Source organism: Aliiroseovarius crassostreae, assembly GCF_001307765.1.
GTDB classification, from domain to species: Bacteria; Pseudomonadota; Alphaproteobacteria; order Rhodobacterales; family Rhodobacteraceae; genus Aliiroseovarius; species Aliiroseovarius crassostreae.
In genome coordinates, this window is the sequence record NZ_LKBA01000006.1 from 400,001 (window position 1) to 412,649 (window position 12,649).

A 12,649-nucleotide genomic window follows, 5' to 3' on the forward strand; every position below is an offset into this window, starting at 1 on the left:
GACAGACTATGAGTCAACCACGAGGGCGCATGTCCCCCTGCCTCTTCCTGCATTCTTGAATGTCGCCAGTGACTTCGGGCCTTCCGTCAGCCTAAGTCGAATATGACTTATAGTCTATGGTCGAAAGCGTGACCACCATGCGCGATGCCGCGCATGTCAATTCAATCGCGCGTTTCGAGAAATATCCAGAGGATCAGGAGGGAGAAGGACCTTTCGCAAGAAGAGGTCGCCCATCGCGCGGACATTCACCAGACCTACCTGAGCGGCGTCGAAACCGGGAAGCGCAACCCGTCGATCTTGGTGGTCGAGCGCATCGCCAAGGCCCTCGGCGTGGACGTGTCGAAAATCTTCAAGCCGAACTAGGGTTATCCCTGACACGCTCTGGCCTTGCGTCTTATCGATCTTCATCAGCATCTTAGGAGATCGAAATGACCGACATCGTGACACTCAAAGCCATCTGCGAAGAACTCAAAATTGACCCGCGCGAAGCCCGTGAGCGCCTGCGTGCCGCCGCCAGCGACGCCAAGGCAAACCCCGAACTGGCGAAGGCTCGAAAACCGCGCACCGCTTGGCAGTGGGTGAAGGGGTCCGCCGCCGAGAAGGAGGCTCGAAAAGCGCTCGCCATCTGAGACTTGTACTAATGAAATGCTGGGGTCGCTTGTTTGCGGCCCTTTGCATTGGCATGGGACCGAAGGCCATTTCGACGTTTTCTATCGACCTGCTCTTTCGTCAGACCGGCTATTAGGGGCGCGAAAAACGACTGAAGTAGTCGACTGCGTCCTCCTCTTGTTCCTCTTCAATATCCGCCAGTGGCGCGCGCGCACCCAACGTCAAGAGCGACAGGGAAAGATCGTACCGCTCTGAGATCATTGAGTGTTCTGTGACAGGCTCCCTCAGCCAAGTCCCTCCATCGTGTCTAGTCGGTTCGATCAGCCCAACACTTCCGGCATTGCGCGCCACCGGCGACATCAAGGGGATTTCTCGCGGCGGCAATCCAGCAACTTTGATAAACGCACCCGATTTGAACGCAGGTTCGCTGGACCTGGCCCAAAGAACGTAACCATCACGACTTACAACAAGGATGGCTCTTTTCTGGGTGTATGAAAGCCACCGGAGCGTTGCTGCTGTCAACGAGACTTCGTAGCGCTCGGCACAAGCACCCAGCATGTCGAAATCAGCAGCGCGGTTCGCGGGAATCTGTGCTCGAAAATCATCCAGCGGCATTAGTAGACCGGCGGCGAAGCGGTTGGCCTCGGCTTCGACACGATTATATTCGCTATCCCATCTCACCATGTCCTCGGGACGGCATTGAAAGCCGTTTGGGTATTTCTTTCGGTGAAGCAAGTAGTGGCCGAACTCGTGCGCAATTGTGAAATTCACCCGCCCTTTTAAGCGGAGAGAATCGGAGTAGCCGATCCCCCACTCACCAGATCCATCCGGTTTTGGAATAAGTGCGCCCTCAAAACCGTCAAATCCCCGCGGGCGCACGCGTGTAATGGGATCGTCTGGAAATACCTGTTGACTGTACTTTTGAGCCAAACTCGCCACGTCTACTGGAAAGCGAGCGGCCCCAAAGGCTGTAGTCAACAGGATTGAAAGGTCATTCGCCCACCGCTCCGGGCCTTTGTCTTGCTTCATTCGTCATCCCAGAGGTCAAGCATCTTGCGCATCGTATCACGTTTGTCCGGGTCCAATCCGACGAATTTCCGAAAGAAAACCTTGTCCTCAGGAGATAAGTCGTCTGCGGTATTAATTGGCGTGCCGATAAGAACATCGACCGTCGTGTCCAAGGCAGCCGCAATCGCAGCCAATTTGTCCGCAGACGGCCTCGGGGGATTCTTGTTTTCGAGTTCCCAAATGTAACCTTTGCTGCATCCCGCCTTGGCCGCGAGTTGGTCGAGAGTGAGGCCGCTTCCTTTTCGGCGATCCCGAATCCGCTGGCCCATTGGTGTGGTCATGTCCGCCCTCCGTGTGCTTTGTTCAGAGTAGACATATTTTTCCTCCTTGACAAACGTGACGGCAGGTCACACCTTTGTGTTCAGAGTAGCGGTATTTTGCGTGACACGTTTCTTGGCTATCATCAACATATCGGGCAGTGACGATAGGCCAACCCTACACATAGGGGCGGCCAAGCGACCTAGAAAGGGTCCACGATGAACAAGCACTTGGGGACCCCGGCCGCACCGTGGGACAGTGTTTCGGAACAGATGTTGGCGGCCGTGGCCATCAAGATCGAACTACCACCGAGCATGCACGCACTTCTGGCAGAGCGGAAAGCGGCTATCGAGAAGCACCTTGAACGCGATGGAAGCCCTTTGAAAGGGAAGATCCGTCTCTTCTACCAGCAAGGCTCGGCAGCCATCGGCGCAACCATTCGAGCCAAATTTCGCTTCGAAGGTTTCGACATTGACATCATTGTCGAACTGAATACACCGGGCTTGACGCCTTGGGAGGCCCTTGAGTTGCTCTACGAGGCCATGCGGGGGGAGCGTGGCTCGCGTTACTACGACATGACTGAGCGCCAGACTCGGTGTGTGACGATCCACTATGCTGACGGGATGCACCTTGACCTGTCTCCTGCTGAATTGATCAGCGAAATCGACCCGCGCCGTAGCTACATCTTCCATTCCAAACCTGAAGATCAGCGCAACAAAGACCACAGGGTGTTGACCAACAGTTTCGGGTTTGTCGAGGAGTACAATTCGACCTGCCCGGTCGATCTGTCGTTTCAGCAGGAGTACGCTCGGCGGGCACTCCAAGCCGATCAAGGCCTGGTCGTCATGCAGAAGGATGCAGACTCTTTGCCTGTACCAGCCCACTCGACTGTCGTGGGAGGGAAATCAGCGGTCACCGTGGCACTTCAACTTCTCAAAAGGAACCGCAACATCCGATGGGCAACCCGGGACGGGCGCATGCCCGCCTCTGTGATGCTGAGTTGTCTGACGTTGGAGGTCGCAGAATCAGGGCGGACCATTGGTCAGAACCTCAAGATCATCGCGCAGCACATCCTCGACCGCCTGCTGTGGGCGAAAAGCGTAGGTGAACTGATCCATGTGGAGAACCCGCGATGCCCCGGCGATGTGTTCACTGATCGCTGGCCCGAAAACCACTCCGCACAAGACAAGATGATCGCGGACATGAAGCTGTTCTTGGAACAACTCAGCGTGCTTCTCGATGATCGACGGACTTTGCGTGAACGTCGCGACACCTTGAAAGCCATGTTCGGCGAAGACATTGGCCAGCAAGTCGTGGACGACATGGAACGCGAGATTGGTGAGGCTATTCGCACTGGTCGTCATGGCTTCGGCGCGCTCGGCGGCCTTGCTATGAGCCCAACCATCGCACGGGCCAAACCAGCGGTGAAGCCTTCGACATTCTATGGCACGCGGTTTTGGAAATGATGAAATCCCTTCTGGCACAAGTGGACGCAATGCAGCGCGATTGGCCGCAGTTCCAACCCACGAAGGGGTTCGGGCCGCAGTCCGTTGTCTGGTTTGGCGATATTAAGGGCATAGATCGAAAATTTCAGATCAGCATCGAGTACGGCCTGCCGCTGACCGGGCGAACTGAACTATACCGGCGCATGCCCGTGGTTCGCGTCCTGAGGCCCTCGCTAGTCCCAAATTGGGACGCCGAAGAGGAGTCGCCACTCCCTCACGTTTACTTCGAGCTTCCAGACATCAGGTTGTCTCCGCTTTGTTTGTTCGACCCTAAGGCTCGTGAATGGGACCCATCCATGCTCATCAGCCGAACGACCGTTGGCTGGACTGTGCGCTGGCTCGCCGCTTACGAGTTCTGGGAAATGACCGGGCGTTGGATCGGCGGCGGGCGACACGAGGAAATTGGGACAGAAAAGGGCGACAGCCATGCCGCGTGACAGCGAATATGACCACACCGTTCCTCGACGCTCTGACGGAACGAGACAAACTCTCAGACCGGTTCAGCCGTGGCCTGCGGAGAAGCCGTTCAAGATACTTTCCATCGATGGCGGCGGCATCTTGGGCATTCTTCCATGCATGGTGTTGGCTGAAGTCGAGAAACGGTTCCTTGGAGGTGAGCCAATCGGGCAGCACTTCGACATGATCGTGGGCACATCGACCGGGGGCATTATCGCGTTGGGCCTTGGACAAGGGAAATCTGCACAAGAAATCTCCAAACTCTACATTGAGCGTGGCCGGTTCATTTTTCCTGGAAATCGCCTTACGCGGTGGTTTCGCGGTTTGGCGGGCTGGGCATTCACCCCATACAACCGGGCCAACCTCGAAAACGAGCTGCGTCGAGAGTTTGCTGATGGTCTCTTCGGCTCTTCATCTGTCGCAACCTGCATACCGTCCTTCGATGGCAGATATGGTGAGCCATATGTTTTCAAGACGCCTCACCACCCCGACTACAAGAAAGACCAGTATGAACGACTTGTGGATGTCGGGCTTTCCACTGCGGCGGCGCCAACGTTCTTTGCTGCGGTGAAAAGAAACGGATATGTGTTCGCAGATGGTGGCATTTGGGCGAACAATCCCGCCATGATCGGTGTTGTGGACGCACTGACCTGCTATGACATTGATCGCACCCAGATCCGGCTACTGAGCCTCGGATGCGGTCAAGAAAGCTATCGGATGCGCTGGTGGCACCGCATCGGGGGGAAATTCATCTGGGCCAGCGCGTTTGTTGCCTCTGCTATGAGGGCACAATCGCACAACGCGTTGGGTCAAGCCGGATTGTTGATTGGTCGCCCCCATTTGCTGCGGCTAGATGCCCCTGAGGTCGCCAATAGGATTGGAATGGACAATGTCGACAGGGCTTTGGCGGAAATGCCCCCCGTCGCAAGATCGCTTGTGGAAGCATCGGGCCAAAGGATTTCCCAGATATTTCTCCAAGATGAGCACCCGGAACCATCGCGGGCTCAACACACCGAGCCAAGCGACAGTGCGATTTCAGTCTAAGCAGGGCATTATGAAATTCGGCAGGGGCCTTCCCGCCAGATACGAAGGCTTCTTAGCGTCGCAAGCGTTGCGCAGACATCCTGTCTCTGCTCGATATGCTACCCAAATGATACCCACGGGAAGCAAGGGCTAGTTTCGCGCAAAGACGACAGCGTCTAGTCTCTTGTTTTTATTTATTAAAATGGTGCCCGGGGGCGGAATCGAACCACCGACACGAGGATTTTCAATCCACTGCTCTACCCCTGAGCTACCCGGGCACGGGAGAAGCGATTTACGTCTGACACGTTACTGTGCGCTGGACGTTGCATCGTTCGGGTAGCGGGGTTCTAGTCTTGGGCGACGGGGGTGTCCAGAGGAAAAATCGACTTTTTCACTGCGGGCGCAAAGTTTTTTCCGAAAGCGCCTTTGCGATCTCCTCCATCGCTTCATCCGCATCCTCCGGTGCGTCAGCCGGAACGGCGTAGGAGCCGTTCAGCCAACGTCCCAGGTCCACATCTGCACAACGCCGCGAACAGAACGGGCGGTATTTCGGATCGGTATCCTTGGCGCAGATCGGGCAGCTCATGACAGGCTTTCCTTAAGCGCGATACGCTCTCTTTTACGCTGCAATTCGAAATTGCCCAGCACGGTCCACCCCGCCAGAGAGGTCTCAACCCCATCCGCCCTGAAGGCGTTGCGCAAAGCCGTTTCGATCTGGCGGCGTTCTTTCTTGGGGCTGGGGGCAAAATCGACAACAATCTGCCCGCCGAGCCCCCGCACCCGCAACGCACGCGGCAAAACCTTTGCCAGGGCGATATTGGCCTTAAGACCCGCCGCAGGGCTGGCATCCGGGCCGGTATTCACATCCACCGCAACCAATGCCCGCGTGGCTTCAACAAAGGCATACGCCCCGCCCGGAAGACGCACCAGCGCCCCGAGGGCCTCATCAATCAGATCCTCGACACCATGACGTTCAAACGCCCCCTCGGCATCATCAAGCTGGTCGGGCAGGTCCCATTCACGCCAGGCAAGCGCATGGGCATCGGCCCCTTCCACCAAAAGCTCCGGACTGCTCCCCTCAGCATCGGCCAAGACCGCGCGGGACAGATCCAGCATCGCCACGATATCATCCGCCACATCCGCATCGGATCCGCTGACCGAGACCGACCGCAGAATCAGCCCCTCCTCGGCCTCCCCCATCACGTCATGGGCAATTTCCAACAGGCGCTCGCGTTCCTCTTCATCCCGAATGGCGCGGCTGACATTCAGACCGGGCGCGCCGGGGGTGACAATGGCGTAGCGGCTTTTAAAGAGCACTTTTTGCGTGACCGGCACCGCCTTGCCAGCCTCGGCAAATCCGATCACCTGCACCAGGATCGCCTGACCGGGCGAAAGCCCTTTGCCCTGACGCAGAAACGCCGTTTCCCCATCCGGCAGACGCAGCATCATGCCCCCCTGCCCCTTCAACGGACGATCACAGATCGCCCGGTAAATGGCACCGGGCAGAGCGTATTGCTCAGGCGGTTCGATCAGAAGGTCATCCAGTTGCCCATCGACAATGCGCGCAGCCGCGAGGCGGCCCCGATAGGTATCAAGCGCGACAATGCTGCCCTTCATGATCTTCGCTCCTTATATATCGTAAAGCGGAAAGCCGGCGGCGATCAGCAGGTTGGCGGTCTCATGCACCGGCAATCCCACCACCGAGGTATAGCTCCCCTCGATCCAGCTGACAAAAGCGCCCGCCGGACCCTGAATGGCATATCCACCCGCCTTGCCCTGCCAGTCACCCGAGGCCAGATAGGCTGCAAGTTCCTGATCTGACAGGCGTTTCATCTTGACCGCGGTCACGACATCCCGCGCCCAGCGGCCTGTCGCAGTCCGGACCACAACCGAGGTGATCACCTTATGACGCCGCCCCTCTAGCGCGCGCAGGAACGCGGCGGCCTCGGCCTCATTACGGGGTTTTCCCATGATCCGACGCCCAAGCGCGACGGTGGTATCGGCGCACAGCACCACCTCATCGGTGGCCACGTCCATCGCATCGGCCTTGGCACCGGCAATGCGGCGGCAATAATTCAACGGAAGCTCGCCCTTCAGCGGGGTTTCATCCACATCCGGTGGGCGCACCGCATCAGCACGAAAGCCGAGCTGACCCAACAGCTCGGCCCTTCGGGGGCTTCCAGACCCGAGAATCAACTTGGGACGCGTCATGCGCCTGTGATCCCGATTACTTGAAGCGATAATTGATCCGACCTTTGGTCAGATCATAGGGGGTCATTTCGACCTGCACCTTGTCGCCAGCCAGAACGCGGATGCGGTTTTTCCGCATCTTGCCTGCCGTATGCGCGATGATCGTATGGCCGTTTTCCAGCTCGACCAGAAATGTCGCGTTCGGCAGGAGTTCCTTCACGACACCGGGGAATTCGAGCAGTTCTTCCTTGGCCATGTTCACTCCTGTAAAAACACCCGTCCATCACGGGCGCCCTCTAAATGGTCCCAAACGGGAGGGTTTTCAAGGGAAATTCGGCCGTTTCAGCACAAAGTGACATTTGTGACGGGGAAAACGCGGTTTTCCTGTTCATCCCAATGGGTTTTGGTCAGCACATTGCCGTCACGCCGCACCTCTCGGATCGCCTGTAAATCGACCTCGGCCCAGGTCCATCCCGGCGTGTCGAAACTGCCCTGTGCAAGGATGCCATTGGCGGGGAACCCCTTGTCGGGTGGGCCATATATGGCCGCAGCCCCCGTGTTGACATCCACCACTTCGTTCCAATCCGCCCGTCCCTGCGTCGGGGCGTGAACGGTGATGCATTGCCCTTCCAATGCCCGCGCCATGGCCCCCACCCGCACGCGGGTATAGCCCTCCAGCCCTTCCGTGGCAGAGGGCACCAGAATGATCTCGGCCCCCACGTCGATCAGCGCCCGCCCCAACAGGGGAAACTCGCTGTCATAACAGATCAAGACACCAATCTTGCCCAGCGCAGTGTCCATCACGACAAGCGGCCGCCCGCCCTGCACCTGCATCGGGTCCCGCTCCCACCGGGTCATGATCTGCTTGTCATGAATGACCTGCGCCCCGTCCGGGGTGAAAAATGTGGCACGGTTTACCGGGTGTGGAAAATCCGGGTCAAAACACGGGCCGGAGGGACCAAGGATGTGGACACCCCGCGCCGCCGCAAGCCCCGCGAGAACCGCGTTCATCTCATCCATCCGATCCGCAACCGCCCGCATCGAGCCCTGCACGTCAGCGGCAATATCGCGCCCGGCCAGCGACGCGAGCTCCATTGCACCATATTCGGGAAAAACCAAAAGCTCTGCCTTCTGCTCCACCGCCGCCCCGACCCAGCGCGTGAGCTTGCCTTCAACGCTGGCCCAGTCGTCATGCCAGTCAATCGGATAGGCCGCCGCCGCAATACGCAGTTTGCTCATGATCTTCCTCTTATCGTTCAGGGGTGCTGCCCCTCGCCTCTTCGAGGCTCACCCCGGGATATTTTAAACCAGAAAATAGAGGCACCCGTCCCGGTCATTTTCTGGTCAGAAATATCCTGGGGTGAGGACAAAGTCCGAGGGGCAAAGCCCCTGCTTCCCTCACAGGGCGCGGATCCAGAATTGAAGTTGTTTTACATCTTCGTTCACTTTTCCAACATCTTTCCAGGGAAAAGACGCCAGAACCCCGTCAATCTTTTCATATCCCCGCTTTCGCCAAAACTCATCCAACGGGCGATAGTTGGCGGGCCTGGCCGGGTGGTCCAATGGGCGGATCACGCTGCAAAACGCGGCGTATCGGCGCCCGAGGGTGCGGGCATGTGCTTCGCGGATGTCAAAAAAGCGATGCCCGATACCGCGCCCACGAAAGCTCGGCAACAGCACGCTTTCCGCATGATAAAAGATGTCGCCAAGCTCATATCCGCTCTTTGCAAAAGCCGCGGCGAAATCATCGGCATGATCTTCCATCGGCGTGCCGGTTGCCGCCCCGACCAGCCTATCATCCTCAAAGGCCCCAACCAGCACCGCCCCTGCGGATTTGCGATAGCTCTGCAGGTAGCGGTGTTCATATTCGAATGTCCCATCATAAAGATAAGGCCAGTCGCGAAACACCTGCATGCGCAGCCGGGCCACATCTGCCAGATGATCCTCCAGATCCGCACCTGTCAGGGGGCGAACATCAATTCCCGCGGACGTCATGAGACCTGCCGGATCCAGTCGTTGAGGTTGTAATAGGTGGTCACCCGCGTGATCAGCCCGTCCTTGAGCGAGAAGAATGCCCCGGCGGGCAGCACATAGGTCTGGCCATGCGCCTCTGGCAGTCCCGGATCGGTTTTCAGATAGGTGCCATTCACGGTAAATTCGGCCGCGCCACGGGTGCCATCCGCGCTGACCATCACCACCATATCGGTGAGCTGCTCGCTATAGGTTTCATTCATATGGGCGCAAAATTCACCAAACGCGTCTTTGCCCACGCGCCGCGCCCCTTCATTCACGTCATGCACGAACTCATCCGACAGGCAGGCCACCATGCCCGCGATGTCCCCCGCATTGAATGCGGCATAGTAGCGTTGAATAGTGTCGCGGCTCATCCGGTTTCCTCAGCTGATCTCATGGACTTTTTGCCAAACTGCCGCCATGGCACCAGCAGCACAAGCCGGAATGCGACGCTTCACGCCGTATTCCCACCGCAAGTGTCCCGTTCCCGCCCGGCAAAAGCGCCCGGATGATTAAAGTGGTGGCACCCCTTCGGGCAGACCGAAATGCGCCTGCAGTTTTGCGCGGATCTGGTCGCGGGCCTGACGGTAGGCGTCAAGCTTTTCCTCGCGCCGCGTTCCAATCGCGGTGGGATCAATAATGGGCCAGTAGATCACCTCAAGATGACAGCGCCGGGCCAGTTCCTCAGCGCGGGCCTGACTGGCGGGCGACAGCGCAATCACCAGATCGAAACTGGACAGGTCATCCCCCCATTCCTCCATCTGGTCAAAACTGCGCACCTTATGCGCCGACAGTTCGACCCCAAGTTCGGAACAGACCGCCACGGCAAAGCCGTCGATTTCCAGCTCGGAATGCACCCCCGCTGACTGGACATAGATGTCCTGCCCGTAAAGTGCCTTCATCAGCCCTTCGGCCATCGGTGAGCGCACCGAATTATGATCACAACAAAAAAGAACCGACTGCGGCCGATCAACCATGTATTATCCCCAGTGCAATACACAGATCAGAGTGAACAGGCGGCGCGCGGTGTCAAGATCAATTTCCGCTTTGCCCTCAAGCCGCTCCTGCAACACCCGCGCCCCTTCGTTATGAATCCCGCGCCGCGCCATGTCGATGGCTTCGATCTGGCTGGGCGGCAGGGCCTTGACCGCATCGAAATAGCTTTCACAGATCGCGAAGTAATCCTTCACCACCTGACGAAATGGCCCAAGCGACAGAAGAACCAGACCCGCAGGCGTGCCCTCTTCGGTCTGGGCCTCCATCACCAGACGTTTTTCCTGAATGGCCAGACGCAGATGATAGGGGCCTTCCGGCACGACCTGGTCGCCCCGTGCCTCTAGGGCAAAACTGTTGTCTTCCAGCAGATCAAACACCGCCACCTTCCGCTCCTGCTCAATCGCAGGGGTGGGGGCGGCCAGTCCGGTCTCGTCAATGTCGATATGGGTGATACGGTTTGTGCTCATGGTCTCAGGTCTACTCGTTCAGGGCGTCAAGCCGCGCACGCACGGACAGGCCATGCGCCTCAAGGCTTTCGGAAATGGCAAGGGTTTCAGCCGCCGGCCCGATCGCGGCCAGTGCGGCCGGGGTCATCCGCGCCAGGGTGGTGCGCTTAATGAAATCCATCACCGACAGACCCGACGAAAACCGTGCCGAGCGCGCCGTCGGCAGCACATGGTTTGGCCCCCCAACGTAGTCGCCAATGGCTTCCGGCGTGAATTGACCAAGGAAAATCGCACCGGCATGGGTGCATTTCTGCCCCAGCGCATCCGGGTCCGCGACGCAAAGCTCCAGATGTTCCGGCGCAATGCGGTTCGACAACGCCGCCGCCTCATCCAGATCGCGCACGGTGATCACCGCGCCAAAATCACGCCAGCTTGCCCCGGCAATCGCACGCCGTTCCAGCGTCTGCAGACGGGCATCAACGGCATCAGCCACCGCGCGCCCGAACCCCTCATCGGTGGTGATCAGGAGCGATTGCGCGCTCTCATCATGTTCGGCCTGGCTCATCAGATCCAGCGCCAGCCAGTCCGGGTTGTTATCCGCATCCGCAATCACAAGGATTTCCGACGGGCCAGCAATCATGTCGATGCCCACCTTGCCAAACACCCGGCGCTTGGCAGCTGCCACAAATGCGTTGCCCGGCCCGGTGATCTTGTCGACCGGTTGAATGCTCTCTGTTCCATAAGCCAGCGCCGCAATCGCCTGCGCCCCGCCAACCCGGTAAATCTCATCCACACCTGCAATTTTTGCAGCAAGCAGCACAAGCGGATTGACCTGTCCATCCGGCGTGGGCACGGTGATCGCCAGACGCTCAACCCCCGCCACCTTGGCCGGAATCGCGTTCATCAAAACCGAGGACGGATAGGTCGCCAGCCCGCCGGGCACATAAAGTCCTGCCGCCGAGACCGGCGTCCAGCGCCAGCCCAGATCAGCACCGCTGTCATCGGTCCACATGGCATCCGCAGGCAGTTGTTTCTCGTGATAGGCCCGGATCCGCGCCGCCGCCAGTTCCAGCGCCTCCCGGTCGGCCCCTGCCACCTTCGCGCATTCCGCCGCAATCTCGCTTTCGCTAAAACGCAGACGATCTGCCGTCAGCTCCAGACGGTCAAACTTCGCGGTCAGGGCCAGAACCGCCGCATCCCCACGCGCACGCACATCCGCAATGATCCCGGCCACGATATCATCCACTTCGGGGCTGTCCTCGCGCTTCATCGACAAAAGCCCGGCAAAGCGCGCTTCGAAATCGGCGTCCTGACTGTTCAGAAACTGGGGCATGGTGATCTCCTTTGACCAACCTCTAACGGCCCGCCCCCCTGCCCTCAAGCCCGCACCCGCCCCCTCGGCGCAATTTTCCGCCCTTATTTTCTGGTTTGAAATATCCTGGGGTGAATTGGCGCAGCCAAGAGGGGCAAAGCCCCTGTTTACCCGAGCGTTTCGGGAGCAACCTGTGACACATGGTTATTCCGAAACGCCCACGACATTGATGTCTCTTACCGGGTGTCCACTTATTGCTGCGTCCCAACAAAAAATAGAAACGCTTCAGGGATGCTCGGGCGTATGTTTCGAGGGCGCAATATAGGGTCGGGTCACATCCTGAAGCGTGACATCCAGCGTCTCGACCTCCAGCTGGATCGCACCATCCCCCGCCAGTGTCAGTTCAACCACGCCGGTGCCATCCTCTCCGGCGGTAAATGACAGCGACAACAGGGACAGGATCGTGTCCGCGTCTCGCGACACACCCTGACTTTTGACCTTCATCACATCGGATACCGACAGCACCGCCTGCACCCGCTCCACCTCGCGTCCCCGCAGCTTTGCCGCCTCCAGGTCTTCCCAGCGGAATCGGTTCAGAAGCAGGGAAAACCGGCGTTTCCCTGCCTGCCACGACATCTCGGACGCCGGAAACACCGCATCTTGCGTCAGCGTCGACAGAACCTGCAGATCTTCCGTGTCATAGGCCAGAAGGCGCAGCGCCTCTTCGCCGCCATCTTCGAACCGGGCATCCGCGATCTCGTGTGTCATGTGGG

Annotated in this window: 19 protein-coding genes and 1 tRNA gene (1 of these 20 only partly in view); 5 read left to right on the top strand and 15 right to left on the bottom strand. The window is 58.6% G+C overall.

What is annotated here, in order from left to right; translation table 11 throughout:
• Positions 1 to 17: the beginning of a GIY-YIG nuclease family protein gene (locus tag AKJ29_RS08250; RefSeq protein ID WP_074963753.1), read on the bottom strand. Its footprint begins 562 nt before the window's first position; 17 of the gene's 579 nt are visible here — the first part of the coding sequence; it begins with the start codon at positions 15 to 17; its stop codon lies off the left edge, out of view.
• A 136-nt stretch (positions 18 to 153) separates the two neighbouring features.
• Between AKJ29_RS08250 and AKJ29_RS08255 the strand changes: the two genes are divergently transcribed.
• On the top strand, positions 154 to 363 hold the full coding sequence (locus AKJ29_RS08255) for a helix-turn-helix domain-containing protein (protein WP_235477355.1): 210 nt from the start codon (positions 154 to 156) through the stop codon (positions 361 to 363).
• Positions 364 to 428: 65 nt separating this feature from the next.
• Complete coding sequence (locus AKJ29_RS08260) at positions 429 to 629, top strand: hypothetical protein (protein ID WP_055189769.1); 201 nt, start codon at positions 429 to 431, stop codon at positions 627 to 629.
• Positions 630 to 741: 112 nt separating this feature from the next.
• Here AKJ29_RS08260 and AKJ29_RS08265 read toward each other — a convergent pair whose 3' ends face one another.
• Together AKJ29_RS08265 and AKJ29_RS08270 are read right to left on the bottom strand one after the other, a co-directional pair.
• The gene (locus AKJ29_RS08265; protein WP_055189771.1) at positions 742 to 1,638 is read right to left on the bottom strand and encodes an ImmA/IrrE family metallo-endopeptidase; all 897 of its coding nucleotides are present in this window, start codon (positions 1,636 to 1,638) and stop codon (positions 742 to 744) included.
• Positions 1,635 to 1,958: a helix-turn-helix domain-containing protein gene (locus AKJ29_RS08270; protein ID WP_055189772.1), complete on the bottom strand. Its 324-nt coding sequence runs from the start codon at positions 1,956 to 1,958 to the stop codon at positions 1,635 to 1,637. The genes AKJ29_RS08265 and AKJ29_RS08270 overlap by 4 nt, the downstream gene beginning before the upstream one ends.
• A 195-nt stretch (positions 1,959 to 2,153) precedes the next feature.
• On the opposite strand from AKJ29_RS08270, the gene AKJ29_RS08275 reads away from it, so the two are divergent.
• From AKJ29_RS08275 to AKJ29_RS08285, 3 genes are read left to right on the top strand one after another with little or no spacing between them, the layout of a single operon-like run.
• The gene (locus AKJ29_RS08275; RefSeq protein WP_055189773.1) at positions 2,154 to 3,401 is read left to right on the top strand and encodes a nucleotidyltransferase domain-containing protein; all 1,248 of its coding nucleotides are present in this window, start codon (positions 2,154 to 2,156) and stop codon (positions 3,399 to 3,401) included.
• Positions 3,398 to 3,877, top strand: a complete 480-nt coding sequence (locus AKJ29_RS19995; RefSeq protein ID WP_139231440.1) for a hypothetical protein — start codon at positions 3,398 to 3,400, stop codon at positions 3,875 to 3,877. Before AKJ29_RS08275 ends, AKJ29_RS19995 begins: the two co-directional genes overlap by 4 nt.
• Complete coding sequence (locus tag AKJ29_RS08285; protein ID WP_055189776.1) at positions 3,867 to 4,940, top strand: CBASS cGAMP-activated phospholipase; 1,074 nt, start codon at positions 3,867 to 3,869, stop codon at positions 4,938 to 4,940. Before AKJ29_RS19995 ends, AKJ29_RS08285 begins: the two co-directional genes overlap by 11 nt.
• Before the next feature lie 182 nt (positions 4,941 to 5,122).
• Here the strand turns inward: AKJ29_RS08285 and AKJ29_RS08290 are convergent.
• The 12 genes from AKJ29_RS08290 to AKJ29_RS08345 all read right to left on the bottom strand — a co-directional run bounded on the left by AKJ29_RS08290 (position 5,123) and on the right by AKJ29_RS08345 (position 12,644).
• A tRNA-Phe gene (locus tag AKJ29_RS08290) sits at positions 5,123 to 5,197 on the bottom strand.
• Positions 5,198 to 5,310: 113 nt separating this feature from the next.
• Entirely contained in the window at positions 5,311 to 5,505 is a 195-nt protein-coding gene (locus AKJ29_RS08295; RefSeq protein WP_055189778.1) for a DNA gyrase inhibitor YacG, read from the bottom strand.
• Positions 5,502 to 6,536: a ribonuclease E/G gene (locus tag AKJ29_RS08300; RefSeq protein ID WP_055189780.1), complete on the bottom strand. Its 1,035-nt coding sequence runs from the start codon at positions 6,534 to 6,536 to the stop codon at positions 5,502 to 5,504. Before AKJ29_RS08300 ends, AKJ29_RS08295 begins: the two co-directional genes overlap by 4 nt.
• 12 nt (positions 6,537 to 6,548) lie before the next feature.
• Positions 6,549 to 7,130 (bottom strand): Maf family protein, encoded by a 582-nt coding sequence (locus AKJ29_RS08305; RefSeq protein WP_055189782.1) that lies wholly within the window; start codon positions 7,128 to 7,130, stop codon positions 6,549 to 6,551.
• A gap of 16 nt (positions 7,131 to 7,146) precedes the next feature.
• Positions 7,147 to 7,365, bottom strand: a complete 219-nt coding sequence (infA, locus tag AKJ29_RS08310) for a translation initiation factor IF-1 (protein ID WP_008186030.1) — start codon at positions 7,363 to 7,365, stop codon at positions 7,147 to 7,149.
• An 86-nt stretch (positions 7,366 to 7,451) separates the two neighbouring features.
• The gene (locus AKJ29_RS08315) at positions 7,452 to 8,339 is read right to left on the bottom strand and encodes a carbon-nitrogen hydrolase family protein (protein ID WP_055190506.1); all 888 of its coding nucleotides are present in this window, start codon (positions 8,337 to 8,339) and stop codon (positions 7,452 to 7,454) included.
• A 168-nt stretch (positions 8,340 to 8,507) separates the two neighbouring features.
• Complete coding sequence (locus AKJ29_RS08320) at positions 8,508 to 9,104, bottom strand: GNAT family N-acetyltransferase (RefSeq protein WP_055189784.1); 597 nt, start codon at positions 9,102 to 9,104, stop codon at positions 8,508 to 8,510.
• On the bottom strand, positions 9,101 to 9,496 hold the full coding sequence (locus AKJ29_RS08325; RefSeq protein ID WP_055189786.1) for a ketosteroid isomerase-related protein: 396 nt from the start codon (positions 9,494 to 9,496) through the stop codon (positions 9,101 to 9,103). The genes AKJ29_RS08320 and AKJ29_RS08325 overlap by 4 nt, the downstream gene beginning before the upstream one ends.
• 138 nt (positions 9,497 to 9,634) lie before the next feature.
• On the bottom strand, positions 9,635 to 10,099 hold the full coding sequence (locus AKJ29_RS08330) for an arsenate-mycothiol transferase ArsC (RefSeq protein ID WP_055189790.1): 465 nt from the start codon (positions 10,097 to 10,099) through the stop codon (positions 9,635 to 9,637).
• A gap of 3 nt (positions 10,100 to 10,102) precedes the next feature.
• Positions 10,103 to 10,585 carry a UPF0262 family protein gene (locus AKJ29_RS08335; protein ID WP_055189791.1) on the bottom strand — a complete coding sequence of 161 codons (483 nt, stop codon included), beginning with the start codon at positions 10,583 to 10,585 and terminating at the stop codon, positions 10,103 to 10,105.
• Positions 10,586 to 10,595: 10 nt separating this feature from the next.
• On the bottom strand, positions 10,596 to 11,897 hold the full coding sequence (gene hisD / locus AKJ29_RS08340) for a histidinol dehydrogenase (protein WP_055189792.1): 1,302 nt from the start codon (positions 11,895 to 11,897) through the stop codon (positions 10,596 to 10,598).
• A 264-nt stretch (positions 11,898 to 12,161) separates the two neighbouring features.
• Positions 12,162 to 12,644 (bottom strand): DUF2948 family protein, encoded by a 483-nt coding sequence (locus AKJ29_RS08345; protein WP_175502294.1) that lies wholly within the window; start codon positions 12,642 to 12,644, stop codon positions 12,162 to 12,164.
• Positions 12,645 to 12,649: the final 5 nt, after the last annotated feature.